The organism is Variovorax paradoxus, from assembly GCF_024734665.1.
Lineage (GTDB): Bacteria > Pseudomonadota > Gammaproteobacteria > Burkholderiales > Burkholderiaceae_C > Variovorax.
Genome location: NZ_CP102931.1, coordinates 1,257,860 through 1,283,708 on the forward strand (window position 1 = coordinate 1,257,860; position 25,849 = coordinate 1,283,708).

25 protein-coding genes are annotated in these 25,849 nt (G+C 67.0%); 20 read left to right on the forward strand and 5 right to left on the reverse strand.

Annotated elements, in window-relative coordinates; translation table 11 throughout:
* Positions 1 to 31 precede the first annotated feature (31 nt).
* From fliK to NWF24_RS06090, 18 genes are all read left to right on the forward strand, one after another.
* Positions 32 to 1,327, forward strand: a complete 1,296-nt coding sequence (gene fliK / locus NWF24_RS06005; protein ID WP_258353398.1) for a flagellar hook-length control protein FliK — start codon at positions 32 to 34, stop codon at positions 1,325 to 1,327.
* Positions 1,324 to 1,599 carry an EscU/YscU/HrcU family type III secretion system export apparatus switch protein gene (locus NWF24_RS06010; protein ID WP_258353399.1) on the forward strand — a complete coding sequence of 92 codons (276 nt, stop codon included), beginning with the start codon at positions 1,324 to 1,326 and terminating at the stop codon, positions 1,597 to 1,599. The genes fliK and NWF24_RS06010 overlap by 4 nt, the downstream gene beginning before the upstream one ends.
* 322 nt (positions 1,600 to 1,921) lie before the next feature.
* Complete coding sequence (flhD, locus tag NWF24_RS06015; protein ID WP_258355248.1) at positions 1,922 to 2,296, forward strand: flagellar transcriptional regulator FlhD; 375 nt, start codon at positions 1,922 to 1,924, stop codon at positions 2,294 to 2,296.
* Positions 2,293 to 2,880 carry a flagellar transcriptional regulator FlhC gene (flhC, locus tag NWF24_RS06020; protein WP_093058567.1) on the forward strand — a complete coding sequence of 196 codons (588 nt, stop codon included), beginning with the start codon at positions 2,293 to 2,295 and terminating at the stop codon, positions 2,878 to 2,880. The genes flhD and flhC overlap by 4 nt, the downstream gene beginning before the upstream one ends.
* Positions 2,881 to 2,959: 79 nt before the next feature.
* Positions 2,960 to 3,820: a flagellar motor stator protein MotA gene (gene motA / locus NWF24_RS06025; protein WP_258353400.1), complete on the forward strand. Its 861-nt coding sequence runs from the start codon at positions 2,960 to 2,962 to the stop codon at positions 3,818 to 3,820.
* 44 nt (positions 3,821 to 3,864) lie between these two features.
* Positions 3,865 to 4,740, forward strand: coding sequence for a flagellar motor protein MotB (gene motB / locus NWF24_RS06030; protein WP_258353401.1), 876 nt, complete (start codon positions 3,865 to 3,867; stop codon positions 4,738 to 4,740).
* A gap of 25 nt (positions 4,741 to 4,765) precedes the next feature.
* Positions 4,766 to 6,832, forward strand: a complete 2,067-nt coding sequence (gene cheA, locus NWF24_RS06035) for a chemotaxis protein CheA (protein WP_258353402.1) — start codon at positions 4,766 to 4,768, stop codon at positions 6,830 to 6,832.
* 29 nt (positions 6,833 to 6,861) lie between these two features.
* The gene (locus NWF24_RS06040; RefSeq protein WP_258353403.1) at positions 6,862 to 8,181 is read left to right on the forward strand and encodes an EAL and HDOD domain-containing protein; all 1,320 of its coding nucleotides are present in this window, start codon (positions 6,862 to 6,864) and stop codon (positions 8,179 to 8,181) included.
* A 94-nt stretch (positions 8,182 to 8,275) separates the two neighbouring features.
* Positions 8,276 to 9,115 (forward strand): CheR family methyltransferase, encoded by an 840-nt coding sequence (locus tag NWF24_RS06045; RefSeq protein WP_375338439.1) that lies wholly within the window; start codon positions 8,276 to 8,278, stop codon positions 9,113 to 9,115.
* The gene (gene cheD / locus NWF24_RS06050) at positions 9,112 to 9,750 is read left to right on the forward strand and encodes a chemoreceptor glutamine deamidase CheD (protein ID WP_375338440.1); all 639 of its coding nucleotides are present in this window, start codon (positions 9,112 to 9,114) and stop codon (positions 9,748 to 9,750) included. The genes NWF24_RS06045 and cheD overlap by 4 nt, the downstream gene beginning before the upstream one ends.
* Positions 9,747 to 10,832 carry a protein-glutamate methylesterase/protein-glutamine glutaminase gene (locus NWF24_RS06055; protein WP_258353405.1) on the forward strand — a complete coding sequence of 362 codons (1,086 nt, stop codon included), beginning with the start codon at positions 9,747 to 9,749 and terminating at the stop codon, positions 10,830 to 10,832. Before cheD ends, NWF24_RS06055 begins: the two co-directional genes overlap by 4 nt.
* A 31-nt stretch (positions 10,833 to 10,863) precedes the next feature.
* Positions 10,864 to 11,259, forward strand: coding sequence for a chemotaxis response regulator CheY (gene cheY, locus NWF24_RS06060; RefSeq protein WP_172839779.1), 396 nt, complete (start codon positions 10,864 to 10,866; stop codon positions 11,257 to 11,259).
* 1 nt (position 11,260) lies between these two features.
* Positions 11,261 to 11,902, forward strand: a complete 642-nt coding sequence (gene cheZ, locus NWF24_RS06065) for a protein phosphatase CheZ (protein ID WP_258353406.1) — start codon at positions 11,261 to 11,263, stop codon at positions 11,900 to 11,902.
* 132 nt (positions 11,903 to 12,034) lie between these two features.
* Positions 12,035 to 13,177, forward strand: a complete 1,143-nt coding sequence (gene flhB / locus NWF24_RS06070; protein ID WP_258353407.1) for a flagellar biosynthesis protein FlhB — start codon at positions 12,035 to 12,037, stop codon at positions 13,175 to 13,177.
* Positions 13,174 to 15,273: a flagellar biosynthesis protein FlhA gene (flhA, locus tag NWF24_RS06075; RefSeq protein WP_093058577.1), complete on the forward strand. Its 2,100-nt coding sequence runs from the start codon at positions 13,174 to 13,176 to the stop codon at positions 15,271 to 15,273. Before flhB ends, flhA begins: the two co-directional genes overlap by 4 nt.
* Positions 15,270 to 17,705 (forward strand): flagellar biosynthesis protein FlhF, encoded by a 2,436-nt coding sequence (gene flhF / locus NWF24_RS06080; RefSeq protein ID WP_258353408.1) that lies wholly within the window; start codon positions 15,270 to 15,272, stop codon positions 17,703 to 17,705. The genes flhA and flhF overlap by 4 nt, the downstream gene beginning before the upstream one ends.
* Before the next feature lie 10 nt (positions 17,706 to 17,715).
* Positions 17,716 to 18,522: a MinD/ParA family ATP-binding protein gene (locus NWF24_RS06085; RefSeq protein WP_258353409.1), complete on the forward strand. Its 807-nt coding sequence runs from the start codon at positions 17,716 to 17,718 to the stop codon at positions 18,520 to 18,522.
* Positions 18,523 to 18,556: 34 nt separating this feature from the next.
* A complete protein-coding gene (locus NWF24_RS06090; protein ID WP_258353410.1) occupies positions 18,557 to 19,291 on the forward strand; it encodes an RNA polymerase sigma factor FliA in 735 nt (244 codons plus the stop codon).
* A gap of 30 nt (positions 19,292 to 19,321) precedes the next feature.
* On the opposite strand, the gene NWF24_RS06095 is transcribed toward NWF24_RS06090, so the two are convergent.
* Positions 19,322 to 19,978: a hypothetical protein gene (locus NWF24_RS06095; protein WP_258353411.1), complete on the reverse strand. Its 657-nt coding sequence runs from the start codon at positions 19,976 to 19,978 to the stop codon at positions 19,322 to 19,324.
* Between the two features lie 265 nt (positions 19,979 to 20,243).
* Between NWF24_RS06095 and NWF24_RS06100 the strand changes: the two genes are divergently transcribed.
* On the forward strand, positions 20,244 to 22,163 hold the full coding sequence (locus tag NWF24_RS06100; RefSeq protein WP_258353412.1) for a glycoside hydrolase family 15 protein: 1,920 nt from the start codon (positions 20,244 to 20,246) through the stop codon (positions 22,161 to 22,163).
* On the opposite strand, the gene NWF24_RS06105 is transcribed toward NWF24_RS06100, so the two are convergent.
* From NWF24_RS06105 to NWF24_RS06120, 4 genes are read right to left on the reverse strand one after another with little or no spacing between them, the layout of a single operon-like run.
* Positions 22,129 to 22,467 carry a hypothetical protein gene (locus NWF24_RS06105; protein ID WP_258353413.1) on the reverse strand — a complete coding sequence of 113 codons (339 nt, stop codon included), beginning with the start codon at positions 22,465 to 22,467 and terminating at the stop codon, positions 22,129 to 22,131. The two genes, NWF24_RS06100 and NWF24_RS06105, sit on opposite strands and share 35 nt — an antisense overlap.
* Before the next feature lie 47 nt (positions 22,468 to 22,514).
* Positions 22,515 to 23,414 carry an NAD(P)-dependent oxidoreductase gene (locus NWF24_RS06110; protein ID WP_258353414.1) on the reverse strand — a complete coding sequence of 300 codons (900 nt, stop codon included), beginning with the start codon at positions 23,412 to 23,414 and terminating at the stop codon, positions 22,515 to 22,517.
* Positions 23,411 to 23,968, reverse strand: coding sequence for a gluconokinase (locus NWF24_RS06115; protein WP_258353415.1), 558 nt, complete (start codon positions 23,966 to 23,968; stop codon positions 23,411 to 23,413). The genes NWF24_RS06110 and NWF24_RS06115 overlap by 4 nt, the downstream gene beginning before the upstream one ends.
* 4 nt (positions 23,969 to 23,972) lie before the next feature.
* The gene (locus tag NWF24_RS06120) at positions 23,973 to 24,752 is read right to left on the reverse strand and encodes an SDR family oxidoreductase (RefSeq protein ID WP_258355250.1); all 780 of its coding nucleotides are present in this window, start codon (positions 24,750 to 24,752) and stop codon (positions 23,973 to 23,975) included.
* A gap of 133 nt (positions 24,753 to 24,885) precedes the next feature.
* Here NWF24_RS06120 and NWF24_RS06125 point away from each other — a divergent pair, with 133 nt between their 5' ends.
* On the forward strand, positions 24,886 to 25,839 hold the full coding sequence (locus NWF24_RS06125) for a 2-hydroxyacid dehydrogenase (RefSeq protein ID WP_258353416.1): 954 nt from the start codon (positions 24,886 to 24,888) through the stop codon (positions 25,837 to 25,839).
* Positions 25,840 to 25,849: the final 10 nt, after the last annotated feature.

Sequence of the window (25,849 nt, forward strand, 5' to 3'; positions counted from 1 at the left end):
CGGCCCGAAGAAACGCCGAAGAAGCCGCACCATGACTGCACTCGCCGGACTACTCGATGCGCTGCTGGCCGCAAGGCTGGCGCCGCGGCTCGACGTGCTGGGCATCAAGGCGGAGGCCGTCATCGGCGCGCCGGGGCCGGCCGTGCCTGTCGGCAAGGTCGACAACGACGTGCGGCTGCCTTCCAACGCCGCGCTCGACCGGCAACTGCCGGGCGCGACAGCCGGCGGCGCGGCGCATGCGGGTGCGGGTGCGACGCCGTCGGTGGCCATGCGGCTGTCGGTGGCGGCGCGCGTCATCGGCGCGGTGCTGGCCGACCTGCAGGCGCAGCCGGGACCGGTGCGCGGCACGGCGCCGCTGCTGTCGTCGCGCGGGCAGCCTGCCAGCGCCGCGGCGTTGGCCGGCGCGCTGGCGCAGACGGTGTCGGACAGCGGTCTCTTCTATGAGTCGCATCTGGCGGAGTTCGCAGCCGGTGGCCGCACGCTCGCGCAGATGACGCAGGAGCCGCAGGCGCGCTGGTCGGCGCCGGTGGTTGCGAGGTCTGATGTGGCGACATTGGCAGCTTCCGTGGCTGCGGTTGCGCAGGGGCCGGCCTCTGTGACCTCCGTGGGGGTGTCTGGTGTGTCGCCGGCGCTCTTGGTGCAACCCATGGTGGTATCGGTACCACAGGGCGATGCATTCCGCACTGTTGAGAATGCGCCCGTGCCGCAGGCGCCCGCTACCGATGCGCAGCCACAGGAAGCCGCACGCTCCGCACAAGACCCGGCCCAGGCTCCCGGGCAAGCCGTCGCGAACGATGCCGCGCGCGTGCAGGCGGCTTATCGCCAACCCGAAAGCGCGCAGGTCGGCGGCATGCTCGATTCGATGTCCGCGCATCGTGCCGGCGAATCCGCACGCCAGGCCGACAGCGCAGCTGTCGCATCGGCATCGCGCGGCGCAGAAGTGATTCATCCGCAAGCCGTCACGATCGTGCATCAGCAGCTCGACCTGCTGGCCAGCTCAGTCTTCCGCTGGAGCGGCCAGGCCTGGCCCGATGTGCCGATGAGCTGGTCCATCGAGGAAGAGCAGGCGCAGCAGCGCGATGGCGCCGCGGTGCAAGAAGAGGGCACGCGCCGCTGGTCGACCACGGTGTCGCTGGCGCTGCCGCGACTCGGCGAAGTCGATCTGCGCCTGAGCCTCGAAGGCCCTGCCGTGCAAGCGCATCTCTTTGCGCGCGAGACCGCCACCATGGCACGCCTGCGCGGCGACACGGGCCGGCTCGTGAAGCGCTTCGACGCAGCGGGCCTGCGGCTGCAGCAGGTGCAGGTCATGGCGAAGGCGGCCGCATGAACGAAGTGCTCGACAACCGCAACAGCGCAGTCGCGCTTTCGTATGCGGACAAGACACGGGCCCCGGTTGTCGTGGCCAAGGGCTATGGCGTGGTGGCCGAATCGATCATGCGCGAGGCGCGCGAGAACGGGCTTTACGTGCACTCGTCGGCCGACCTCGTGAAGCTGCTGATGCAGGTCGACCTCGATCAGCAGATTCCGCCGCAGCTGTACCTCGCGGTGGCCGAGGTCATGGCGTGGGTCTACGGCCTCGAAGGTCGCGCAGGCGACTAATTGAACAACGAATCAATGGCAAATCATGAATATGGATATTCATGCAAGAGATTTATCAGTGAATCAAAACAAGGCCATAGTATTTATTAATTCGATGGCGCAGATGAATAAATTAATGCCAAAAACCCCTCGATTGGAACAACTTGTTACGTGATTATGTAACGCCTATGACCCTCACTCTCCGTGGGGACAAGTGGCGTTCCTGTCAGACGCTTCCTACCTTTTTTGCCCTCCTGTCATACAAAACGCTTCAACATGTAAAACTTTGTGTATATAATGTATACACGATTGATAGGAGCACGAAGTGAGCTTTGAATCGGAAATGGAATCAGACGTGGAAAATTGCAATATCACCGCAAGCGGCGTGATTTCGAGAGAAATCGGCGAGCTGAATCTGGCCTATATGCTGCTGGCGCAGAAGCTGGTCAAGCAGGACAAGGCCGAGGCCATGTTCCGCCTGGGAGTGGGGCGCGAGCTTGCCGATCTGCTGGCGAACATGTCGCTCAGCCAGATCGTGAAGCTGGCTGCTTCCAACTTCCTGCTGTGCAGCTTCCGCCTGGACGACCGACCGATGTTCGCGGTGGTCGGCGAGGGCAAGGAGCCGGCGCTGCAGCAGGCGCATATGTCGATCCTGATGGCCGCGCGACAGGCGCAGGCCCAAGCCCAGGCGCCGATGCGCGGAGCGAGCGCGGCGTGAGCAGCAAGAGCGTTCTGGGCGAGGTCCGGCAGGTCCAGCTCGCGATCGAGCTGATCGGTCTCGGCGCCCGGCTGCAGTTCCTGGAGGCGGCAGTCAAGCTGAGCCGGGAGCGCCTGATACGCCTCTACAAGGAACTCAAGGGCGTCTCTCCGCCCAAGGGCCTGCTGCCGTTCTCTACCGACTGGTACATGACGTGGCTGGCCAACATCCACTCGTCGATGTTCTACAACATCTACCGCTTCATGCTCGACGAAGCCGACGAGAACGAATTGCCCGCGCTCATCAAGGCCTATCGCCTCTACACCGAGCAGGTCGAGTCGCAAGGTGGCGAGGTGGTCCTCGACTTCACCCGCGCCGAAACCATGGTGCGCTTCTTCGACAGCGACATGCTGCAGCTGAGCACCTGCAGCCGCTGCGGCGGCCACTTCGTGGCCCATGCACATGACAACAAGAACGGCTATGTGTGCGTGCTGTGCCGTCCGCCTTCGCGCGCGGGCAAGGCGCGCAAGCCCAAGCTGTCCGAGGTGCGCCGGGGTGGGCTTGTCGCCGTGGCGCCGGTGCTCGACATCGGCGGCGCCGTCTAGGGAAAAAGTGCCCCACGCCTGCGGTGTCCGGAGGCTCGGGGTTTGTTGAATCGACGCCGCAGGGCGATAGGGGAAGCGCGTGCTGGTTCTGGCTGGATATCTCGTGGTGATAGGTGCCGTGTTCGGTGGCTACGGCCTCATGGGCGGGCACTTCGGCGTCCTGTTCCAGCCGGTGGAGTTGCTCATGATCGGCGGCTCCGCGCTGGGCGCGTTCATTGCCGGCAACAACGGCAAGACCATCAAAGCCACCATCAAGGAGCTGCCGCTGCTGCTGCGCACTTCCAAGCACAACCGGCAGCTCTACATGGACCTGCTGGCGCTGCTGTACGAGCTGCTCGCCAAAGCTCGCAAGGAAGGGATGATGAAGCTGGAGTCCGACGTGGAAGACCCGGCCCAAAGCGAAATCTTCATGCGCTACCCGAGCATCATGGCGCACGAGGGCATCACCGTCTTCCTGTGCGACTACCTGCGCCTGGTCATCAGCGGCAACACCGACGCGCACGAGATCGAGGCGCTGATGGACCACGAGATCGAAACCATCCGCCATGAGGCTGAAGTGCCCGGCCACAGCCTTTCGCGCGTGGGCGACGCGCTGCCCGCGCTGGGCATCGTCGCCGCCGTCATGGGCGTGGTGCACGCGCTCGCCTCGGCCAACCTGCCGCCTTCGGAGATGGGCGCACTCATCGCCCACGCGATGGTGGGCACCTTCCTCGGCGTGCTGCTGGCCTACGGCTTCGTGTCGCCGCTGGCCTCGCTGATCGAGCAGAAGGTGGAAGAGGGCATGAAGATCTACCAGTGCGCCAAGGTCACGCTGCTGGCCAACCTCAACGGCTATGCGCCGCAGCTCGCGGTGGAGTTCGGCCGCAAGGTGCTGTTCTCGACCGAGCGCCCGTCGTTCTCCGAACTGGACAGCCACGTCCGCGAAGTCAAGGCGCGCTGACGCGTCCCGCGCGGCGAGCGAAAACAGCGAACGAGCGAACGACCATGAGCGAAGGCAAGCCACGGATCATCATCAAGCACGTCAGCAAGGGCGGCGGTGGCGCCCATCATGGCGGCGGCTGGAAGATTGCCTATGCCGACTTCATGACCGCCATGATGGCTTTCTTCCTCGTGATGTGGCTGCTCTCCATCTCGAGCCCGAAGCAGCGCGAAGGCATTGCCGAGCACTTCCGCATGCCGCTGCGCGTGGCGCTGAACGGCGGAGAAAAGTCCAGCCTCAGCACCAGCATGATTCCCGGCGGCGGTGCCGATCCGATGCACGTCGAGGGCGAGGTCAAGCTCACCGAAACGGCCAGCGAGGACGAGGCTGATGCCGCCCGCCTGGCCGACATGAAGAAGAAGATCGACCAGCTGATCGAGAAGAGCCCGGTGTTCCAGCAGTTCCGCTCGCAGATCCTGATCGACATCACCACCGAGGGCCTGCGCCTGCAGATCGTCGACACCGAGAACCGCCCGATGTTCGAGCTGGCCAGCGCCCGCGTGGTGCCGCACATGCGCGCCATCCTGCGCGAGCTGGCGCCCGCGCTCAACGGCCTGCCCAACAAGATCACGCTGTCGGGCCACACCGACTCCATCGTCTACACCAACGACCGCTCGTACGGCAACTGGGAGCTGTCGTCCGACCGCGCCAACGCCTCGCGGCGCGAGCTCGTGGCCGGCGGCATGACCGAGGACAAGGTGCTGCGCGTGATCGGCCTGGCCGACAGCATGCACCTGGACAAGGCCGATCCGCGCAACCCCATCAACCGGCGCATCAGCATCATCCTGCTCAACCACCGCACGCAGGAGCGCATCGAGCGCGAGAACAGCGTCGAACCTGCTGGCACGCGCATCGGCAAGGTGGGCGCGAAGGCGTCGTAACAACAAAACAACAAGAGCTCAAGAGATGGACCTCAGTCAATTCACCCAAGCCTTTTTTGTCGAAGCCGTCGAGCTGCTCGCGGAGATGGAGCAACTGCTGCTGGAACTCGACGTCGAGGCACCCGACAGCGAACAGCTCAACGCCATCTTCCGCGCGGCGCACTCGATCAAGGGCGGCGCCGCGACTTTCGGATTCGTCGCCCTGACCAACACCACGCACGTCCTCGAGTCGCTTCTGGACCGCGCCCGCCATGGGCAGCTGCGCCTGAACGGCCGAATGATCGATGCATTCCTGGAAACGAAGGACGCCTTGCAAGAACAACTCACTGCCTACCAGGCCGGCAAGGAGCCGGACCCGGACATGGTCGCGCACATCTGTGGCGTGCTTCAGCAACTCGCGCTCGAAAGCGGCGACGACAGCGCGGTGGCGCACGTGCCCGCACCGGCGCCTGCTCCCGCCCCTGCGCCGGTGGCCGCGCCTGCGGCGCCGGTCGCATCGTCCGCATCTGGCGGCAGCGGTGCGCTGCGGATCCGCTTCGCGCGCCTGTCCGACAGCGAATGCGATTTGCTCGCGGGCGAGCTGGCCAACCTCGGCAAGGTGCTGTCGCGCACGCGCAGCAACGACCAGCTGACCGTGCTGCTGGAAACCACCTGTGCGCCCGACGATATCGTCGCGGTCTGCTGCTTCGTCATCGACGAGTCGCAGATCGACATCACGCACGAAGCCGCTGCTGCCGCCCCCGAGGCTGTGGCCGTGGTCGAAGCCCCGGCACCCGTGGCCGCGCCAGTGCCCGAACCGGCTGTAGTCGCCGAGGCATCGAAGCCGCAGGCAGCGGCATCGGTCGCCGCACCCGCCGCCAAGGAATCCAGCTCCATCCGCGTCGATGTAGAGAAGGTCGATCAGCTCATCAACCTCGTGGGCGAGCTCGTCATCACGCAGTCGATGCTCACGCAGGCCGCGACCATGCTCGACCCGGTGGCCTACGAGCGCTTCCTGAGCGGCCTCGGCCACCTGGAGCGCAATGCGCGCGACCTGCAGGAGTCGGTCATGTCCATCCGCATGATGCCGATGGACTACGTGTTCAGTCGCTTCCCGCGCGTGATCCGCGACGTCAGTGCCAAACTCGGCAAGCAGGTTCGACTGGACACCTACGGCAAGGAAACCGAGCTCGACAAGGGCCTTATCGAACGCATCGTCGACCCGCTCACGCACCTGGTGCGCAACAGCCTCGACCACGGCATCGAGACGCCCGAGGTGCGCCTGGCCAAGGGCAAGGACGCCACCGGCCAGCTGCTGCTATCGGCGCAGCACCACGGCGGCAACATCGTGATCGAGGTGAGCGACGACGGCGCCGGCCTCAACCGCGAGCGCATCCTCGCCAAGGCCTTGCAGCAGGGCATGCCGGTCAGCGAGTCCATGCCCGACGAAGAGGTGTGGCAGCTCATCTTCGCGCCCGGCTTCTCCACCGCCGAGCAGGTCACCGACATCTCGGGTCGTGGCGTGGGCATGGACGTGGTCAAGCGCAACATCCAGGAGATGGGCGGCCACGTGGAGATCCACTCGCGCGGCGGGCAGGGCACCACCACGCGCATCGTTCTGCCGCTCACGCTGGCCATCCTCAACGGCATGTCGGTGAAGGTGGGCAGCGAGGCCTACATCCTGCCGCTGAGCTACGTCATCGAGTCGCTGCAGCCGCTGCCGGAGCACCTGCATTCCATTACCGCCGACGGCCACGTGATCCGCGTGCGCGGCGAATACCTGCCGCTGATCGAGCTGCACCGCGTGTTCGACGTGTCGGGCGCGCAGACGCATCCCACGCAGGGCATCCTGGTGATCGTGCAGGCCGACGACAGCCGCTTCGCGCTGCTGGTGGACGAACTGCTCGGCCAGCACCAGGTGGTGGTGAAGAACCTGGAGACCAACTACCGCAAGGTGCCCGGCATTTCCGCCGCGACCATCCTCGGCGACGGCAGCGTGGCTTTCATCATCGACGTGGGCGCCATGCCGCGCATCCAGCGAGCGCAGGCCGCGAGCGCGGTCGCGCTGGCGGGCGCCGCTCGGAGGACTGCCTCCGATGCCATCGCGCTCTGATCGCACTGATACCCCACGGAGACAGCTGAATGCGGTTTGATTTCTTCCGGCGGTCCTCCGGCGACACAGGGGCCAATCCCGATCCCGGCGCCGGCACCGACGGGTTGGCACAGCCCGACGCGGGGCCCGACGGCCACGTGGCCTACGCCATGCTGCTCGATGCGCAGCGGCGCGTCATGGGCTATCGCATGGCCTGGCGCGCGGCGGGCGGAGAGGGCTCCGGCGTGTCCGGAGCTGCCGGCGTCAAGGCGCTGATGGACACGCTCGCCATGCACCTGAACCCCCCGCCCGCGGGCTGGCTGCTGGGGCCGCAGCTGGTGTTCGTCGACGTGACGGTCGATGCGCTGTTCCAGAGCGAGCTGCAATCGCTGCCGCCACAGCACATGGTGCTGTGCATGGGCGTGGACGAACTGATGGACGCGGACATGCGTTCCATCCTGCTGTTCCTGCGTGAGCAGGGCTTCGGCTTCATGCTGTGTGGCGCCACCGCGCTGCCCGAAGACCCGGAGCTGCGCGCCATCGTCACCCATTTCGAGGTGGATGCGCGCGATGCCGACACCGTGGCACGGCTGCGCCGGGACGCGGAGCTGGGCCATCCGGCGGTCGAGCCGATCGCCTCGCGCGTGGAGAACTGGGACGAATTCGACGCATGCACCGGGCGCCGCGTGAACGTGTTCATCGAAGGCGCGTTCCGCAATCCGCCGGTGCGCGAGACCGAAGATGCGCTGCAGCCCGAGGCGTTGCTGATCGTGCAGCTGATGCAGATGCTCCAGCGCAACGAGGACGTGCGCGTCATCGAGGCCGCGCTCAAGCACGACGCCGCGCTCACCTACCGGCTGCTGCGCTACATCAACTCGCCATCGGTCGGCATGGCGGTGGAAATCCATTCGCTGCGCCATGCGGTGGCCATGCTCGGCTACTCGCCGCTGTACCGCTGGCTGTCGCTGCTGCTGGCCACCAGCAACAAGGGCGGCTCGCCCTTCATGATGAAGAAGGCGATCCTGCGCGGACGCTTCGTCGAGCTGATGGGGCAGGGCATGCTGCCGGCCAGCGAGGCCGACAACCTGTTCGTGGCCGGCATGTTCTCGCTGCTCGACCAGCTGCTGGGTGTGTCGATGGAAGGCGTGCTGCGCAAGGTGCAGCTCACCGAGTCGGTGCAGCAGGCCATTCTTTCGCGCGGCGGCCTGTACGGCCCCTTCGTGGCGCTGGCCGAAAGCTGCGAGCGTGACGACGCAGAGGCTTCACGCCTGTCGGAGGCGCTGTTCCTGAGCGCGGACCAGGTCAATGCGGCGCAGCTGTCCGCGCTGGTGTGGGCGCAGGACGCGAGCCCGGCCGCGGCCGGCCCCTGAACGCGCGCGAGGCCGGAAGTGCAGGGCATTTGTTCGTTTGATCGGTCCATTGGAAACGGCGGACGCTATGTACATTGAAAGCCAAGCTTCCAGGATGGCCGTGACTACCGAGTTCCTTTTTACCGACAGCGACTTCTCCCGGATACGCACCCTCATCCACCGCCGCGCCGGCATCGCCCTGGGCGAGCAGAAGCGGCAGATGGTGTACAGCCGGCTCTCGCGCCGGCTGCGGGAGCTCCAGGTGCCCGACTTCGCCACGTATCTCGACTGGCTCGAAGGGCGGCAGGACGGCGAGGAGTGGCAGTTGTTCATCAACTCGCTCACCACCAACCTGACCTCGTTCTTCCGCGAGGCCCATCACTTTCCCACGCTGGCCGAGCACGCGCGCAAGGCGAAGCAGCCCGTCACCGTGTGGTGCGCGGCGGCCTCGACGGGCGAGGAGCCCTATTCGATTGCCATCACGCTGATGGAGGCGCTGGGCGACAAGGCGGGCTCGGCGCGCGTGATCGCCACCGACATCGACACCTCGGTGCTGGCCAAGGCCGCCACCGGCGTGTTCACCGCCGAGCAGGTGCGCAGGCTCGCGCCCGATCGGCTGCGGCGCTTCTTCAACAAGGGCACCGGGGCGAACGCGGGCAAGGCACGCATTCGCCCTGAGGTGGCGGCGCTGGTGAAGTTCTCGCGGCTCAACCTGCTCGACAGCGCGTGGGCGGTGAAGGAGCCGGTGGACGCGATCTTCTGCCGCAACGTGATGATCTATTTCGACAAGCCCACGCAGAAGAAGGTGCTCGACCGCTTCGCGCCGCTGCTCAAGCCGAACGGCCTGCTGTTCGCGGGGCATTCGGAGAACGCGTCGCTCGTCAACCAGGCCTTCCGGCCGCTGGGCCAGACCGTGTACGAGCTGGCGCGCGCGCGTGCCACGGGCGTTCCATGATGGCCTCGAACCCTGCCGCACCGGACTCGGTGGCCAGCCACCACTACTTCGACCGCGACGTCGGCCTCATGGCCGTGAAGCTGCTGCCCTCCGAGTACTACGTGACTTCGAGCAACACCGTGCTGAGCACAGTGCTCGGCTCGTGCGTGGCCGCATGCCTGCACGACAGGGAAGCCGGCGTGGCCGGCATGAACCATTTCATGCTGCCCGACGACGGCGAAGCAGCCAGCACCGGCACCCGCGACGCATCCGAGTCGATGCGCTATGGCGCCTACGCCATGGACACCCTGATCCGCGAGCTGGTGCGCGCGGGCGCGCGCCGCGACCGGCTGCGCGCCAAGGTGTTCGGCGGCGGCGCCGTGCTGGCCAACATGACCACGCTCAACATCGGCGACCGCAACGCCGACTTCGTGCTGCGCTACCTGCGCAACGAACGCATCGAAGTCGCCGCGCAAGACCTGCGCGGGCCGCATGCGCGCCGCGTGTGCTTCGTGCCGGCGACCGGCAAGGCCATCGTGCGCAAGCTGCGCGCGCAGACAGAAGTGACGCAGGTGCAGAACGAAGAGGGCGAGTTGCTGCGCAGGCTGTCCGGCCTTCGCGCGGCGCCGGCTGCCGCAACCAAGGGAAATCCGTGAGCAATAAAAAAATCAAGGTGCTGTGCGTCGACGATTCGGCACTGATTCGCAGCGTGATGACGGAGATCATCAACAGCCAGAGCGACATGACCGTGGTGGGCACCGCGGCCGATCCGCTGGTGGCGCGCGACCTCATCAAGGTCACGAACCCCGACGTGCTCACGCTCGATGTGGAAATGCCGCGCATGGACGGGCTGGAGTTTCTCGAAAAGCTCATGCGGCTGCGGCCCATGCCCGTGGTCATGGTGTCGTCGCTGACCGAGCGCGGCTCGGAGATCGCGCTGCGCGCGCTCGAGCTGGGCGCCATCGACTTCGTGACCAAGCCGCGCCTGGGCGTGCGCGACGGCCTGCTCAACTACACCGAACTGATCGCCGGCAAGATCCGCACGGCCGCGAGCGCGCGGCTGCAGCCCAGCCGGCATGCCGCGGCCCCGCGCCCCGGCGGCGACGCGCCGCACGAATCGCTGTTGCGCAGCCCGCTACTGAGCACCGAGAAGCTCATCATCATCGGCGCCTCCACCGGTGGCACCGAGGCCATTCGCGAAGTGCTGCAGCCGCTGCCGCCCGACTCGCCCGCGGTGATGATCGCGCAGCATATGCCGGCCGGCTTCACCCGCTCGTTCGCGCAGCGGCTCGACGGCCTGTGCCGCATCAACGTGAAAGAGGCCGAGCAGGGCGAGCGCGTGCTGCCCGGCTATGCCTACATCGCGCCAGGCGGCTTTCACCTGTCGCTCGCGCGAAGCGGTGCCAACTACGTGGCCCACCTCGACCAGGAGCCGCCGGTGAACCGCCACCGGCCGTCGATCGACGTGCTGTTCGATTCGGCGGCCAAGCACGCGGGCAAGAACGCCATCGGAATCATCCTGACCGGCATGGGCAGGGACGGCGCCGAAGGCCTGCTGCGCATGAAGCGCGCGGGCGCGCACACGCTGGCGCAGGACGAGGCCAGCTGCGTGGTCTTCGGCATGCCGCGCGAAGCCATCGCGCTGGGCGCGGTGGACGACGTGTCCCCATTGAGCGAAGTGAGCCGCCGGGTGATGGCGCACCTTCGCACGTTCGGCGAACGTGCGAACCGAGTTTGAAAAACGACCTGTTGGAGTTGGAAATATCGTGATCGACAAGAGCATCAAAATCCTGGTTGTGGACGACTTCCCGACCATGCGCCGCATCGTGCGCAACCTGCTGAAGGAGCTGGAGTTCCTCAACGTCGACGAAGCGGAAGACGGCGCGGCCGGCATCGAGAAGCTGCGCGGCGGCAACTTCGGTTTCGTGGTGTCCGACTGGAACATGCCGAACATGGACGGCCTGACCATGCTGCAGACCATTCGCGCCGACCCCGAGCTGAAGAAGCTGCCGGTGCTGATGGTCACGGCAGAGGCGAAGAAAGAAAACATCGTGGCGGCCGCGCAAGCTGGCGCCAACGGCTATGTGGTCAAGCCCTTCACCGCTGCCACGCTCGAAGAGAAGATCACCAAGATCTTCGAGAAGCTCGCCAAGGAAGCGGCCTGACATGAGCCAGAACGCTGCCGGGACCGCGGACCCCACCAACACCGCCGAAGAACTGCTGGGCCGCATCGGCCAGCTCACGCGCCAGCTGCGCGAGGGCCTGCGCGAGCTGGGCCTCGACAAGCAGGTGGCCAAGGCCGCGCAAGCCATTCCGGATGCGCGCGACCGCCTGAGCTACGTGGCTGCCACCACCGAGCGTGCCGCGCACCGCGCGCTCAACGCCATCGACGTTGCACAGCCGCTGCAGGAAGCGCTGGCCAGCGATGCCAAGGGCCTCAGCAAGCGATGGGACCTGTGGTTCGAGAACCCCATCGAGCTCGACCATGCGCGCGAACTCGTGCTCGACACGCGCAGCTACCTCAACGAGGTGCCGGAACGTGCCGGCGCGATCAACTCGCAGCTGATGGAAATCCTGATGGCGCAAGACTTCCAGGACCTGACCGGCCAGGTCATCAAGAAGATGATGGAAGTGGTCAACGACGTGGAGACGCAACTGCTGCAAGTGCTGATCGACAACTCCGCGCCCGAGAAGCGCCAGGAGGCCGCGCACAGCCTGCAGAACGGCCCGCAGGTCAAGCCCGGCAACCCCGATGCGGTGACCGACCAGGCACAGGTCGACGACCTGCTCGAGAGCCTCGGCTTCTGAGTTTCGAAGCCCTGCCTATTGTCCGAATAGCAGGGCGATAAGGGCCCTTATCGGCAGATTGTTCCGGACGACCGAATTCAATAATTTGGTCATGAGCAAGGCGTCCTTCGCCACTGCTGGTTCGGAGCATGAATGTCTGAGGAAAGCGATCTCGAAAAAACGGAACCCGCCTCCGAGCGACGCCTGGAGAAGGCGCGCGAGGAAGGCAACGTAGCCCGTTCGCGCGAGCTCACCACCTTCGTCATGTTGGGCACCGCATGCGCGGGGCTGTGGTTCGCAGGGGAGTCGCTGGGCACGAGCATGAGCGGCGCGTTGCACCGCGGCCTGCAGTTCGACCGCGCCAGCGCCTTCGATCCTTCGCACATGCTGGCCCAGACCGGGCTGATGGCGATGCACACGCTCACGGCCATCGGCCCGCTGTTCGCGATGATGATCGTCGCCGCCGTGGTCGCGCCGCTGATGCTCGGCGGCTGGCTGTTCTCCACCAAATCGGTGGGGCCGAACTTCAGCAAGCTCAATCCACTGGCCGGCATCGGCCGTATGTTTTCCGCACAGTCGCTGGCCGAGCTTTTCAAGGCGCTGGCCAAGTCGGCGCTGATCGGTGGCGTGGCGTGGTGGGTGGTGTCGCGCGACATCGGCGCGCTGATGGACCTGATGGCGCAGCCCGCGCACTACGCGCTGCCGCATGCAATGGTGCTGGTGGCCAAGCACTGCGCGCTGATCGCGGCCACGCTGTTTCTCGTGGCGCTGATCGACGTGCCCTTCCAGCTCTGGAGCTACTACCGCAAGCTGCGCATGTCGCGCGAAGACCTGCGCCAGGAGCACAAGGAAAGCGAAGGCGATCCGCACATCAAGGCCGCGATCCGCCGCCAGCAACAGCAGATGGCGCGCCGCCGGATGATGGCCGAGGTGCCCAAGGCAGACATCGTGCTGACCAATCCCACGCACTTCGCGGTGGCGCTGAAGTACACCGACAGCGGCATGCGCGCGCCGCGCGTGGTGGCCAAGGGCACCGAGCTGGTGGCCGCACGCATCCGCGAGATGGCGCTGGAGCACAAGGTCGCGATTCTCGAAGCGCCGCCGCTCGCGCGCGCTCTCTACAAGCACACGAAGCTGGGCGATGAGATTCCGGCGGGCCTGTACACCGCGGTGGCCGAGGTGCTGGCCTGGGTGTACCAGCTCAGGCGCTGGAAGACCGAGGGCGGCGACGCCCCGCGCACGCCGACCGACCTGCCGGTTCCCGCAGACCTTCAATACACAGTGGAAGCCGCATGAACGCGATGACAAACCTGATGCGTCTGCCGACGCGTCTGTTCTCCGGCTCGCAGTTCAAGGGGTTGGCCGGGCCGATTCTCATCATCCTCATCCTGAGCATGATGGTGCTGCCGCTGCCGCCCTTCCTGCTCGACCTGCTGTTCACCTTCAACATCGCCATGTCGGTGATGGTGCTGCTGGTGAGCATGTACACGATGAAGGCGCTGGACTTCGCGGCCTTCCCGGCCGTGCTGCTGTTCTCGACGCTGCTGCGCCTGTCGCTGAACGTGGCGTCCACGCGCGTGGTGCTGATGCACGGCCACACCGGGCCCGATGCGGCGGGCAAGGTGATCGAGGCCTTCGGGCACTTTCTGGTCGGCGGCAACTTCGCGGTGGGCGTGATGGTCTTCATCATCCTCGTGCTCATCAACTTCATGGTGATCACGAAGGGCGCGGGGCGCATTGCCGAGGTGGGTGCGCGCTTCATGCTCGACGCGATGCCGGGCAAGCAGATGGCCATCGACGCCGACCTCAACGCCGGCCTGATCGGCGAAGACGTGGCCCGCAAGCGCCGCACCGAGGTTGCGCAAGAGGCCGACTTCTACGGCTCGATGGACGGCGCCAGCAAGTTCGTTCGCGGCGACGCGATCGCGGGCCTTCTCATCATGGTGATCAACATCATCGGCGGGCTGGTGGTCGGCATGCTGCAGCACGGGCTCGACTTTTCCACCGCCGGCAAGACCTACACGCTGCTGGCCATCGGCGACGGCCTGGTGGCGCAGATTCCGGCGCTCGTGATCTCCACTGCCGCCGGCGTGATCGTCTCGCGCGTGACCACCGACGAAGACGTGGGCAGCCAGCTCACGGGCCAGCTCTTTTCGAACCCGCAGGTGCTGTTTCTCACGGCCGGCATCGTCGGCCTGCTGGGCATGATCCCGGGCATGCCGAACCTGGCCTTCCTGCTGATCGCGGGCGGCCTGGTGTGGTTGGGCCGCCGGCTGGTGATGCGCAAGCCGCAGGAGGCCGCGCAGAAGGCAGCCGCCGCCGCGCAGGCCGCGAACCCCGCGCCCTCGGCCGAGATGGAAGAAGCGACGTGGGACGACGTTGCAATGGTCGACCCGCTGGGCATGCAGGTCGGCTACCGCCTCATTCCGCTGGTAGACCAGTCACAGCAGGGCGAGCTGCTGGGCCGCATCAAGAGCATCCGCAAGAAGATTGCGCAGGAGATCGGCTTCCTGGTGCCGGTGGTGCACATCCGCGACAACCTGGAGATCAAGCCCAACACCTACGTCATCAGCTTGAAGGACGTGGAGATCGGTCGCGGCGAGGCCTTCCCGAACCAATGGATGGCCATCAACCCGGGACAGGTGACGGGCACGCTGCCCGGCACGCCCACGCGCGACCCGGCCTTTGGCCTGGCGGCGGTGTGGATCGACGCCAGCCTGCGGCAACAGGCGCAGGTGCAGGGCTACACAGTGGTCGATGCCTGCACGGTGATGGCCACGCACCTGAACCACCTGATCCAGACGCACGCAGCCGAACTGCTGGGCCGCCAGGAAGTGCAGCAGCTGCTCGACCAGATCGCCAAGACCGCACCCAAGCTCACGGAAGACCTGGTGCCCAAGGTGCTGTCGCTGAGCACGCTGCACAAGGTGCTGCAGAACCTGCTCGACGAAGAGGTGCCCATCCGCGACATGCGCACCATCCTCGACGTGATGGCCGAGCACGCGCCGACCATCAAGGACCCGACCGAACTCACCACCCTCACGCGCCTGGCGCTGGGCCGCGCCATCACGCAGCAATTGTTCCCGGGCGACACCGAAATGCAGGTGATAGGCCTCGACGGCTCGCTCGACGGCGTGCTGCAGCAGGCCTTGACCAACAGCAGCGGCATCGAGCCGGGCATTGCCGACAACCTGCTGCGGCAGGCGCAGGCCGCGATCCTGCGCCAGGAGCAGATGGGCCTGGCGCCGGTGCTCGTGGTGCAGCACGCACTGCGCGTGCTGCTGTCCAGATTCCTGCGGCGCAGCCTGCCGCAGCTGAAGGTTCTTTCGCATGCGGAGATTCCTGACTCCCGCACCATCAAGATCACCACCGCCATCGGAGGACGAGGTTGAATTCCAAGCAGACCGACGTGCGCACCACCGCGCGCAAATTCGTCGCGGCCACCAGCCGCGAAGCCCTGAGGATGGTGAGGGAGGCGCTGGGCGCCGACGCCATCGTGCTGACGCATCGGCAGATGGCCGAGGGAGTGGAAATCGTCGCCATGGTCGAGGGCGAAGTGCAGGGGGTTTTGAAAGACACCGCACCTGCGCCTGCACCTGTGCCCGCGAAGTCCGTGGCAATCGCAGCGCCTGCCGCACCGGTTGCGCCTGCGATGCCGGCCCCGGTACCCGCACCCGCCGACAGCGTGCTCACCGAACTGCACTCCATGCGCGGAATGATCGAAGAGCAGCTCGCTAGCGTCGTGTGGAACGACAAGCAGCGCCGCGACCCGGTGCGCGGCCGCCTGCTGCGCACGCTGCTCGGCGCCGGCTTCAGCGCGGGCCTGTCGAAGGCCATGCTGGAGAAGATGCCCACCGGCCAGACATACGCCGAAGGCATGGCTTACGTGCGTTCGGAGCTGATCCGCGCCGTGCCTGTTCATGAAGATGAAGACGCGCTGTTCGCGCAAGGCGGCGTGTATGCCCTGATGGGCCCGACCGGCGTCGGCAAGACCACCACCACCGCCAAGCTCGCCGCGCGCTGCGTGATGCGCTTCGGCGCCGACAAGCTCGCGCTGGTGACCACAGACAGCTACCGCATCGGCGCGTACGAGCAGCTGCGCATCTACGGCCAGATTCTCAACGTGCCGGTGTACGCCGTGAAGGATGCGGCCGACCTGCACCTGGTGCTGCAGGACCTGCGCGACAAGCACATGGTGCTGATCGACACCGTCGGCATGAGCCAGCGCGACCGCGCCGTGTCGGAACAGATCGCGATGCTCGGCCAGAGCCAGCGGCCCGTGAAGCGGCTGCTGCTGCTCAACGCCACCAGCCACGGCGACACGCTCAACGAGGTGGTGCACGCCTACCGCCACGGCAACGAGCTCACCGGCTGCATCTTCACCAAGGTCGACGAGGCCACGCATCCGGGCGCGCTGATCGACACCGTGATCCGTCACCGCCTGCCGGTGCACTACATCTCCAGCGGCCAGAAGGTGCCCGAGAACCTGATGCAGGCCGATCGCGCGCAGCTGGTGGACAGCGTGTTCCAGCCGCGCCAGCACAGCCCGCTGTTCGTGCCTGCGGAAAGCGATCTGCACGAAGAGCCGGCAAGCGCAGGCCCCTCGGCGCAAGTGGTGCAGGCGCAGGGCGAGACCGACCGCCTGCGGCTGAAGTACCAGAACCTGATTCGCGCCATGGCGCACGACGCGCAAGAGCTCGCCACCACCGCGAGCGCGCTGGCCGGCGCGCAGATCGGCTTCGAGCGTTCGCGCGCACTCTGGCGCCAGGCCGGCGACGAAGGCTCCGGCCAGAAGGCCGTGCTGCACGACCTGATGGTGCACGCACGCAGCGAAGTGGCGGCTGGCTGCGAGACCCATGTGCTCGCGCTGTGCGGGCAGGTCGGGCTGCGCTCGAACGAAGGCGGCGATGCTTATGAATGCCATGGCAGCCTGCTGCTGTCGGACCGCACGGGCCTGCCGCTGGCCGCGCCGAACCAGTGGCTGTCGACCGCCGCCACCCGCGGCATGAAAGACGCCGCGCGCAAGCCCGGTGCACGCCAGGTGCCGTGGCTGCGCCTGCAAGACTTAGGTCACAAGCCGCTGGTGCATCTGTTGACGAGATTGCCCGGCATCGAGGCCATGGTGCAGTGGCAGGCCGCGGGCCAGCGCTGGCTGGCGCGCGCGCCGGGCTCCACCGCGGTGATCGACGTGCGCACCGGCGCACCCGACACGCTCGCGCGCATGGACTTCGAATTCGGCGGGGGGCGGCCCGTGCGCTTTCGCGGCAAGGCCGCGCTGCGCAGCGAGGCGCATGCCGATGTGGTGCTGCGCTTCAACGCGGCCGCCATGGCGGCGGGCATCGGGCGCGATGCGATGCCCGCGCTGCGCTGCGTCGCCACGCGGGTGGTCGATGCGCGCACCGGCAACGTGCTGGCGCAGGGCCATGCATTGACCAACATCGGCGCGGACGTTTCCACGCAGCAGCTCGCGCAATGGCTGGGCTGGGCCAGCGACGCCGAGCCCTGCTTCCGACTGCTGCGCGACGGTGTGCAGATGGTCGGCGGCATCGGCGAGCTGGGCGATCCGGACATCATGAAGCGGCTGCTGATCGCCGGCCAGATGACCACCACCGTTTGGCGCCTGCTGCAGGCCGAGGGCGAGTGGGCCGACCGCGCGCGCGCGCTGCTGGGCCAGCTCACGGGGCGCCCGGCGCGCAACGGACGGGCCATGAGCGGCAGTGCGCTGTATGCGGGCGTGGGCAAGCTCTTTCTGCTGCTGGAGGCGCTGGGCACCGAGTCGACCGCTCCCACGCAGGCGCCGCGTGCGCTGGAGAAGCTGGGTTGAGGGAGCAGGAATGAACAAGCTGGTTGCCGATCAGGCCGACGGACTGCGGCGCATGCTCGCACCGACGCATGCGCGCGTGGTGGCCGTCGCCGGCCTGGGGCAGGGCGCGGGGAGTACCACGGCCGCGATGAATCTCGGTGTGGCACTGACCCTGCAGGGGCGCAACGTGCTGCTGCTGGACGAGCACTGCCCGACTGTGGGTTCGGCCTGCGAGGTGTGGGACATCGATCCGCTGGGGAACCTGGCCGATGTAGCAAGCCAGCGCCTGACGCTGGATGGTGCAGAGGTCAAGGCAGCCTGCGGCGTGCACGTGCTACCCGCGCCGCACGGCGCGGTGAATGGTGCGGATGGCGAAATCGACCCGCGCAAGTTCTGGCACGACGGCGTCGTCATCGTCGATGCGGCTTTCGACGCCGAAGGCCGGCTGTCGGCGCTCGCGCAGGGCGCGGACGACCTGCTGCTGGTGCTGCAGCCGCACCCCGCGTCGATCACCGCGGCCTATGCGGGCATCAAGCGGCTGCACCATGCGCACGGCCTCAAGCAAATGCGCTTCCTGGTCAACGGCGCGGCCGACGCGGTGGCTGCGCGCCAGATCATGAGCAACCTCGCGCATGCCGCCAGCCGCTATCTCGCGCTGTTGCTGCAGCCCGCGGGCTGGGTGCGCTTCGACCCGCTCGTTGCCGACGCGTGGCGCCTGAAGAAGACCATCGTCGAGGCCTTTCCCGCGAGCCATGCCGCCGTCGACTTCCGGCGCATTGCCGGCGAGATGGACCGCTGGCCGTGGCGTACGGCCGAGCCGCTGCAGGCCGTGGCCTGAGCCCGCCGACCCGGACAACCCAAGAAGGACGGCCGTGTACACCGCACAGGGAACCATCGAAAAATCACATCTGCTGGCACAGCACCAGCCGCTGGTGCGCCGCATCGCGCTGCAGATGATGGCCAAGCTGCCGGCCAGCGTGGAGCTGGACGACCTGATCCAGGCCGGCATGCTGGGCCTGCTGGACGCCTCCAGCCGCTACCAGGACAACCGCGGCGCGCAGTTCGAGACCTTCGTCAGCCAGCGCATCCGCGGCGCCATGCTCGACGAGCTGCGCGCCAGCGACTGGGGCTCGCGCGGCCTGCGCCAGTCGGCGCGCGGCGTCGAGAAGGCGATCCAGGCGCTGGGCCACAAGCTCGGGCGCTCTCCCACCGAAGGGGAGATCGCCAAGGAGCTGAAGATGGACCTGGAGGCGTATCAGTCGTTGCTGCAGGAGATCCAGGGCTGCCAGCTGGTGTATGTCGAAGATTTCTCCAAAGACGACTCGGACAGCCCGTTTCTCGACAGCCATTCGCAGGACGCGCGCAAGGACCGGCGCGGCAGCGACGATCCGCTGGAGCAGCTGCTGGAAAGCGGCTTCCGGCACCAGCTGGTGGACGCCATCGGTGCGCTGCCGGAGCGCGACCAGCTGCTGCTGAACCTCTACTACGAGGAAGAGCTGAACCTGCGCGAGATCGGCGCGATCCTGGAGGTGAGCCAGTCGCGGGTGTGCCAGCTGCACAGCCAGGCGATCAGCAGGCTGCGGGCGAAGCTGAAGGACGTGCTCTAGCGGGCTCCGGGGCCGGGGCTGCCGCCTGAATCAGAAAGTCGCATCGAGCACCTGCGAGGGGATGAGGCCGTTGAGCGTCACATTGTTCGTGAGTGGATCGAACAGTTGCGGTTGCAGAACGTACTTCCAGGCGCCGTTCCTGTAGTACAGGAAGTTGAAGGCGTTCGGCAGCGGAATATGCTGGTTGGCGTGACCGTAGTCGTCGAAGCCGATGTACGAGATCACTTCCTGCCCTTGCGCCTGGATCATCTGATTGATGTTGGCTTGCCCGGGGTGCTGGTGGTGATACACCCTGATCAGATGCGCACCGAGCGGCGAGTTCGTCACCATCAGGGCGCAGCCATTCATGGCGGCGGTGAAGACGAACCTGTGCTGCGGGTTGTGTCGAGGTACGTCGACGAATCCGGGCATCACATTGCCCTGGATGAAAGGACACCAATACGCCGAGTTCGGCTGATCCTGATGGAGGACATTTCCCACCGGCCTCAAGGTGACCTGCAGGGCTTGCGCGGTGCCCTGCAGATCGAACGAGCCCATCTTGGCCGTGTTGAGTACCAGGACCTGCATGACGAAAGCGGGATTCTGCTGCGCCTGCGCGTTCTGCATGAACCACGAAACGCCGTTGATCGCGCGAAGCTGCGCGTACGCAACGGGATCGGCTCGGAAGAGTTGGTTGTGTCCGTTCACGTGTGATGTCTATTTGCGTTGGAATGGGAGGGGCAAAGTAGAGCGCTGCACCATGGGGCCCAAGCGGCGACCTGTGCCGTTTCATCTTCACGAGCCTCTTGTCATTTCGTGCGCGGCTGATGGTAGGAGCGCGACGGTGCGAAGGCCATCCCCAGGAACAAGTAGATGGGTGCCTTATTTGTCATGCGCCATTAGGCGTTGTCCGTCAGCAATCCGCGCCCGCCGCTGGCGTGCCACGCCCGCGCGCACGGCAAAGCTCGGCCTCTTGCCAAAGACTCCCAAGCAACCCTCCTCACGGCTCCACGCCGACCGTCCGAACCGCCCCATTGGCGACTACGCGCTCATCGGCTCGACCCACAGCGCGGCCCTGGTGCATTGCGGTGGCGATATCGAGTGGCTGTGCCTGCCGCGCTTCGATTCGGCCGCGATGTTCGCCAGCCTGCTCGGCGACGAGCGCAACGGGCATTGGACGATGCGTGCCAAAGACCGCAAGGCGCGCGTCACGCGTCGCTACCTGCCCGGCACCGTTGTGCTCGAAACCACGATTCGCACGGCCAAGGGGACGGCCATCGTCACCGACTTCATGCCCCGACCCGCGCTCGACGGCACGCACGAGGTCGTGCGCATCGTGCAGGGCGTGCGCGGCATGGTCGCCATGCACACCGAGTTCCGTATCCGCTTCAATTACGGCGAGTGGTGCCCCTGGATGGAGCGGCGCGACGGCGCGGTGTTTGCCACGGCCGGGCCGGACTCGGTGCGCATCAGTTCTGGCGTGCCGCTGACCAACGAGAACTTCGCGAGCTTTGCCGACTTCACCGTGTCCGCGGGGCAGGCCATCGCGTTCAGCCTCGACTGGTTTCCCTCGCACCTGAAGCCGCCGGTGACGCGCGACGCCAGTGCGCTGCTGGCGCGCACCGTCGCCGAATGGAGCGCGTGGACCGGCCGCTGCGGCTACGACGGCGAGTTTCGCGAGCCGGTGATGCGCTCGCTGCTCACGCTCAAGGCGCTCACCTACGAGCCCACCGGCGGCATCGTCGCCGCGCCGAGCACCTCGCTGCCCGAACTGCCGGGCGGCGAGCGCAACTGGGACTACCGCTTCTGCTGGCTGCGCGATGCGGCGCTCACGCTCTACGCGCTGATCGGTTCGGGCTATGTAGAAGAAGCCAGCGCCTGGCGCTGGTGGCTGATGCGCGCGGTGGGGGGCTCGCCCGAAGAGCTGCAGGTGATGTACGGCCTGCACGGCGAACGCTCGCTCACTGAACTCGAACTCGGCTGGCTGCCGGGCTACGAAGACAGCCGCCCGGTGCGCATCGGCAACGGTGCGCACGGGCAGCGGCAGCTCGATGTGTACGGCTCGGTCATCGCGGCCTTTCATGCGGCGCGCAAGGCCGGGCTCGCGGACATGGAAAAGGTGTGGCCGCTGGAGCGCGCAATCGCAAAGCAGCTGATGACGCTGTGGAAGGAGCCCGACTGCAGCCTGTGGGAAGTGCGCGGCGAGCCGCGCCACTTCGTGCATTCCAAGATCATGTGCTGGCTGGCCTTCGACCGGATGATCGCGAGCGCCACGGAGTACGGGCTCGAAGGCCCCGTCGAGCGCTGGCGCGAGGTGCGCGACGAGATCCACGCCGAGGTCTGCGCCCGCGGCTACGACGCCGCGAGCAATTCATTCGTGCAGTACTACGGCGCCGACACGGTGGATGCGGCGCTGCTGTGGATGCCGCTGATCGGCTTTCTGTCGATTCATGACGCGCGGGTGCAGGGCACCATCGCGCGCATCGAGAAGGAACTGATCTTCAACGGGCTGGTGTACCGCTATCGCACCGAGAAAGGCGTGGACGGCCTCGAAGGCGGGGAGGGCGCGTTTCTCGCGTGCAGCTTCTGGCTGTCGAACGTGTACGTGGCCATGGGCAAGCTGCGCAAGGCGCGGGCGCTGTTCAAGCGCCTGCTGGCGCTGGGCAACGACCTGGGCCTGTTCGCGGAGGAATACGACCCGGTGGCGCAGCGGCAGCTCGGCAATTTTCCGCAGGCGTTTTCGCACATCGGGCTGATCAACAGCGCGCATGCGCTGGTGTCGGCGGCCGGTGGCGTGTGGGAGCTGGCGGACCTCGATGGCAAGGCGCTGTCGAAGAAGACGGCAAGAAAGACGCCGCTCAGGCGGCCGGCAGCGCGAACTCCTCGGCGCTGAACACCGTGTGGAAGACCGTGCCGTCGAACATCTCGAACAGCTTCTTCGAGACCTCGCGGCTTTCATGGCGAACGGGTGAGTCGAGTGCGCGGGCGATGTCCTCGCGACTCGCATAGCGGATCGACAGCACCATCGCCAGTTCGGGGTCGCTCACATCGCTTTCGAGCTGGCGCAGCACGCGCACTTCGAGCGCGCCGGGGAAACGGGTCCACAGCGGCACGAGTTTTTCGTGCATGTGGCGGTCGAAGGCTTCTTCCATGCCGGCCTTGACCCGGCCCCTGAAAAACGCGCAGCGGATGAACATGGTGTCTCTTCTTTCCTGGGTGAAAGCCGTGTGTGGCGGGAGGCGCTTCAGCCGCGCCCGTAGCCGTCGAACTGCCGCATCATGGCCGCCGTGTCTTCGGCGCCGAGCCCGGCCGCGACGAAGGCTCGGTGCAGCTCCGAGACGGCGCCCGCCAGCGGCATCGGCAGGCGCTGGCCTTGCGAGAAGGCCTGCACCGCTTCGAGGTCCTTGAGCATGTTGTCGATGCGGCCGGTGGGCGTGTAGTCGCGCGCGGCCATCTTGGGGCCGAACTCGCGCAGGATCTGGCTGTCGGCGCGGCCGCCGGCCAGTGCGGCGGACAGCTTCGATGCATCGACGCCACCGGCTTCGGCCAGCCGCACCGCCTCGGCCACGGCCTGGAAGCCGATGGCGCAGAGCAACTGGTTGACGAGCTTGGTGGTCTGGCCCGCGCCGCTGTCGCCCATGTGGGTGTAGTTGGCGCACAGGCTGTCCATCACGGCGCGTGCGCGCTGCACGTCGTCGGCGCTGCCGCCTGCCATCACCGTGAGTTGCCCGAGCAGGGCCTTGGGCGCGCCGCCGGACAGCGGCGCATCGACGAAGCCCATGCCCGTGCGCTCGCGCAGCGACTGTGCGAGCCGGCGCGTGGAAGGCGGGTCGATGGATGACATGTCGATCAGCAGCCGCTTCGCATCGGCAGGTGCGGCGGCGGCAATGCCGGCCTCGCCGAAGATTGCGCGCTCCACCACCGCCGCAGAGTTGAGGCTGGTGATGACGAAGTCGCTGGCCGCCGCTGCCGCTTGCGCGGTGTCGGCCGCTTGTGCGCCTTGCGCTACCAGCGCGGCCACCTTGGCCGCATCGAGGTCGAACACGTTCACCCGGTGGCCGCATTCGAGCAGCCGGCGCGCGATGGCCGAGCCCATGATGCCCACGCCGATCACGGCCACGCGCTGGCTGGATGCTGCTGTCATGCAGAGACTTTCATGGAAGCATCCTTCGAGCGTTGAACGAGCCGTGCGCCGACGCCGGCCACGATCTGCTGCACGGGCACGGCGATGTCGGCGTGCAGCACGTCGGGTTCGCTCGCGTCGGGCCTCTCCAGCGTCTTCAGCTGGCTGTCGAGCAGCGCCGGCGGCATGTAGTGCCCGGTGCGTTGTTCCATTCGCTGCCGCACGAGCGCGGGCGACCCGTCGAGAAACACGAACTGCAGCTCGGGTGACGCGGCGCGTAGCCGGTCGCGGTAGGCGCGCCGCAGGGCGGAGCAGGCCACCACCACGCCACGGGGCGCGGCCGTGCAGTCGGCAAGGCTTGCACCGACGCGGTCGAGCCAGGGCCAGCGGTCTTCGTCGGAGAGCGGCAGGCCGGCGCGCATGCGCGCCACGGCCTCGGGCACGTGCAGGTCATCGGCATCGACCCACGGCACGCCCAGCGTCTGCGCCAACCCGGCGGCCACGCTGCTCTTGCCGGTGCCCGACACGCCCATCACCACCACGCTCAGGCGCTGCGGCTGCTCTGGATGCTGCACGGTGCTACAGGCTCGAGGTGATGCCGCCATCCACATACAGGATGTGGCCGTTGACGAAGCTCGACGCATCCGAGGCCAGGAAGATGGCCGCGCCGCCCAACTCTTCCACGTCGCCCCAGCGGCCGGCGGGCGTGCGGCCCGAGAGCCACGCCGTGAAGGCTTCGTCGGCCACCAGCGCCTGAGTGAGTTCGGTCTTGAAGTAGCCCGGCCCGAGGCCGTTGACCTGGATGCCGTACTTGCCGAGGTCGATCGCCATGCCCTTGGTGAGCATCTTCACCGCGCCCTTGGTGGCGGCGTAGGGTGCGATGCCCGGGCGGCCCAGCTCGCTTTGCACCGAGCACACGTTGATGATCTTGCCGCGCTTGCGCTCGATCATGCGTTGCGCGACGAAGCGGCCGACCAGGAACACGCTGTCGATGTTGGTGGTGGTGATCTTGTGCCACGCGTCGATAGGGAATTCGGCGAACGCGCCGCGGTGCTGCATGCCGGCGTTGTTCACGAGGATGTCGATGGCGCCGATGTCGGCTTCGATGGCGGCCACGCCGGCTTCCACCGCTGCGGCGTCGGTCACGTCGAAGGCCATGGCCTCGGCCGCGATGCCCTTGGCGCGCAGGGCGTCGCGGGCGGTGGTGAGCGATGCGGCATCGCGTGCATTGAGCACCACGCGCGCGCCGGCGTTGCCGAGCGCAGCCGCCAGCGCAAAGCCGATGCCCTTGCTGGAGCCGGTGACGAGGGCGGTGCGCCCGGAAAGATCGAAGAGTTTCAAAGGAGGCTCCGAGTACATGGCTGACGACATAAGTTACCGGTATCTTTTGAGATCGTCAACCGGTAAAACCTCCGCTGGCATTATTTTCTTTCATCAATTAAAGTTACCGGTATCTTATTGAGTCGCAACCGCTATCCGAGGAGACACCCGCTTGACCGCTACCGCTACATCCCCGCACGTGCTGATGCCAGGCACCTACCCGGAATGGGACATGGCGCCGATGCGGGCGGCCTACACGCTGCATCGCCTCTGGGAAGCGCCGGACCGGCAGGCCTTCATTGCCGGGCACGCGCCGAACATCCGCGCGGTCGCAACGCGCGGCGAGCTGGGTGCCAACGCCGAACTGATCGCCGCGCTGCCTGCGCTGGAGCTGATCGCCTGCTACGGCGTGGGCACCGACGGCATCGACCTTGCCGCCTGCCGCGCGCGCGGCATCCGCGTGACCAACACACCCGACGTGCTCAACGGCGACGTGGCCGACCTCGCCGTGGGGCTCACGCTGGCGGTGCAGCGGCGCATTCCGGCGGGCGATGCTTTCGTGCGCAGCGGCGCGTGGGCCGATGGCGGCATGCCGTTGACCACCCGCGTCTTCGGCCAGCGCATCGGCATCGCGGGCTTCGGCCGCATCGGCAGCACCATCGCGCGGCGGCTCTCGGGCTTCGACGTGGAGCTGGGTTACTTCAGCCGCACGCCGAAGGCCGACAGCCCGCACCGCCACTTCGCCAGCCTGAGCGCCATGGCCGACTGGTGCGACGTGCTCATCGTCATCCTGCCCGGCGGCGAAGCCACCCGCGGCATCGTCAATGCCGAGGTGCTGCAGGCGCTGGGCCCCAGGGGCTGGCTCGTGAATGTGTCGCGCGGCACCACCGTCGACGAAGGCGCGCTGCTGCAGGCGCTGGAGGCGCGCGGCATTGCCGGCGCGGCGCTCGACGTGTTCCTCAACGAGCCGCGCATCGACCCGCGCTTTGCCGCGCTCGACAACGTGGTGCTGACCCCGCACCATGGCAGCGGCACCGAACAGACGCGCCGCGCCATGGGCGAACTGGTGCGCCGCAACCTCGAGGCCCACTTCGCGGGCCAGCCTCTCATTACCCCCGTGCCCTGACTGGCCGAAG

Bases quoted from the DNA above. Each gene is read 5' to 3' on its own strand.
- fliK (WP_258353398.1), top strand. From the start codon at position 32: ATGACTGCACTCGCCGGACTACTCGATGCGCTGCTGGCCGCAAGGCTG.
- NWF24_RS06010 (WP_258353399.1), top strand. From the start codon at position 1,324: ATGAACGAAGTGCTCGACAACCGCAACAGCGCAGTCGCGCTTTCGTAT.
- flhD (WP_258355248.1), top strand. From the start codon at position 1,922: ATGGAATCAGACGTGGAAAATTGCAATATCACCGCAAGCGGCGTGATT.
- motB (WP_258353401.1), top strand. From the start codon at position 3,865: ATGAGCGAAGGCAAGCCACGGATCATCATCAAGCACGTCAGCAAGGGC.
- cheA (WP_258353402.1), top strand. From the start codon at position 4,766: ATGGACCTCAGTCAATTCACCCAAGCCTTTTTTGTCGAAGCCGTCGAG.
- NWF24_RS06040 (WP_258353403.1), top strand. From the start codon at position 6,862: ATGCGGTTTGATTTCTTCCGGCGGTCCTCCGGCGACACAGGGGCCAAT.
- NWF24_RS06045 (WP_375338439.1), top strand. From the start codon at position 8,276: ATGGCCGTGACTACCGAGTTCCTTTTTACCGACAGCGACTTCTCCCGG.
- cheD (WP_375338440.1), top strand. From the start codon at position 9,112: ATGATGGCCTCGAACCCTGCCGCACCGGACTCGGTGGCCAGCCACCAC.
- cheZ (WP_258353406.1), top strand. From the start codon at position 11,261: ATGAGCCAGAACGCTGCCGGGACCGCGGACCCCACCAACACCGCCGAA.
- flhB (WP_258353407.1), top strand. From the start codon at position 12,035: ATGTCTGAGGAAAGCGATCTCGAAAAAACGGAACCCGCCTCCGAGCGA.
- flhA (WP_093058577.1), top strand. From the start codon at position 13,174: ATGAACGCGATGACAAACCTGATGCGTCTGCCGACGCGTCTGTTCTCC.
- NWF24_RS06085 (WP_258353409.1), top strand. From the start codon at position 17,716: ATGAACAAGCTGGTTGCCGATCAGGCCGACGGACTGCGGCGCATGCTC.
- NWF24_RS06105 (WP_258353413.1), bottom strand. From the start codon at position 22,467: ATGTTCATCCGCTGCGCGTTTTTCAGGGGCCGGGTCAAGGCCGGCATG.
- NWF24_RS06110 (WP_258353414.1), bottom strand. From the start codon at position 23,414: ATGACAGCAGCATCCAGCCAGCGCGTGGCCGTGATCGGCGTGGGCATC.
- NWF24_RS06120 (WP_258355250.1), bottom strand. From the start codon at position 24,752: ATGTACTCGGAGCCTCCTTTGAAACTCTTCGATCTTTCCGGGCGCACC.